Annotated in this window: 1 protein-coding gene and 1 pseudogene; both read right to left on the bottom strand. The window is 54.3% G+C overall.

The window, feature by feature from the left end:
• Positions 1–7: 7 nt before the first annotated feature.
• Positions 8–496, bottom strand: a pseudogene (locus tag ACEWFR_RS23720) (transposase); the annotation flags it as partial.
• Positions 497–567: 71 nt separating this feature from the next.
• On the bottom strand, positions 568–1077 hold the full coding sequence (locus ACEWFR_RS23725) for an IS630 family transposase (RefSeq protein ID WP_374063341.1): 510 nt from the start codon (positions 1075–1077) through the stop codon (positions 568–570).
• Positions 1078–1124: the final 47 nt, after the last annotated feature.

Consider the following 1124-nt stretch of genomic DNA (forward strand, 5'->3'; position numbering starts at 1 on the left):
ATAGTGTTTAGTTCGAATCTTTACCGGTGAGATACGGCCAGATGTTCGGTTCGGTGATCGCGCTCAATCCTCGTGGAATGCATTCTTTCAGCGTCGAGAGATCTGGCATAAGGCGATACTTGAACCACTCTTGCAATTGGTCCCAGCACCCTTCGACAGCGTTCAGTTCGGGAAGTTTCGACGGGAAGTACCACACTTCGAGATCATCCCCTCGCACGCACGAGACCGAACTGTCTCCGACAGTTTCGGTCTCGCGCTCACCACTCACGTGCTCCCACAGATCCCTCGCGTAGAAGTAGCCCGCTCGATCCAGAAACACCACTAACTCCTCACCGAACTTGTCTTTCAGCGCTTCTAACAGCCGAATCCCGTGGTTCCGTGTGAGATTCTCTTCTGTCCAGCAGAAGAAGCTGTCACCGTCGTCGGTGACAGCGCCCAGCACCGTCACTGAATCCCACGCTGTTGCAACCTCTATTGTCGGGTTTGAGCCAATTGGGTAGAAGCCACGTCGCTGAACAGTTCCGACGTGCTTGGTGAACTGATCGACAACAACGACAGTTTTCTCGGTTAGTTCGGGCCGTTTTTTTCGACTGTCTCCTGAAACTCGGCTTTCTCTTCAGGGTCGGCTTCATGATGTTGAGGCCGTGCTGTCCGCAAGGACAGCCCGGCCTCTTTCAACAAGTCATACGCGTAGGTTTCGTGGTATTCGACGCCGTATTCCTCTTTGGCGTGATGAAGCAAGAGTTTCGCTGACCACGCTTGCTGGTCGTATCCGAGTTCGGTCGGCGGCTGTTGCAACTGCTCGAACAGTCGCTCACGATCTTTGCCCTCGATTTTTGCTGGACCTCCTGGTCGAGGAGCGTCGTAAGGTGCCTGCTCGATCGGTTCTTCCTTGAACCGATCGAGCCAGTTGCGAATCGTTTTCTCGACAACACCGTGGCGGTCAGCCAGTGTATCCAGTTGATCGCCCTTCTTGCGCCCGATCGCCGCGAGAACACGTTCTCGCGGCTTCCCTTCGTCGATCTGGTCCTTGAGATCGTAGAGTTCTTCGAGCGTGATATCGTCAAGCCGACCCATTACCAACGCCAGCGTCTCTATCGGTAAAACAGTTCCCTAGACACTAT

Origin of the sequence: Natrinema sp. H-ect4 (genome assembly GCF_041894845.1) — an archaeon.
Lineage (GTDB): Archaea > Halobacteriota > Halobacteria > Halobacteriales > Natrialbaceae > Natrinema.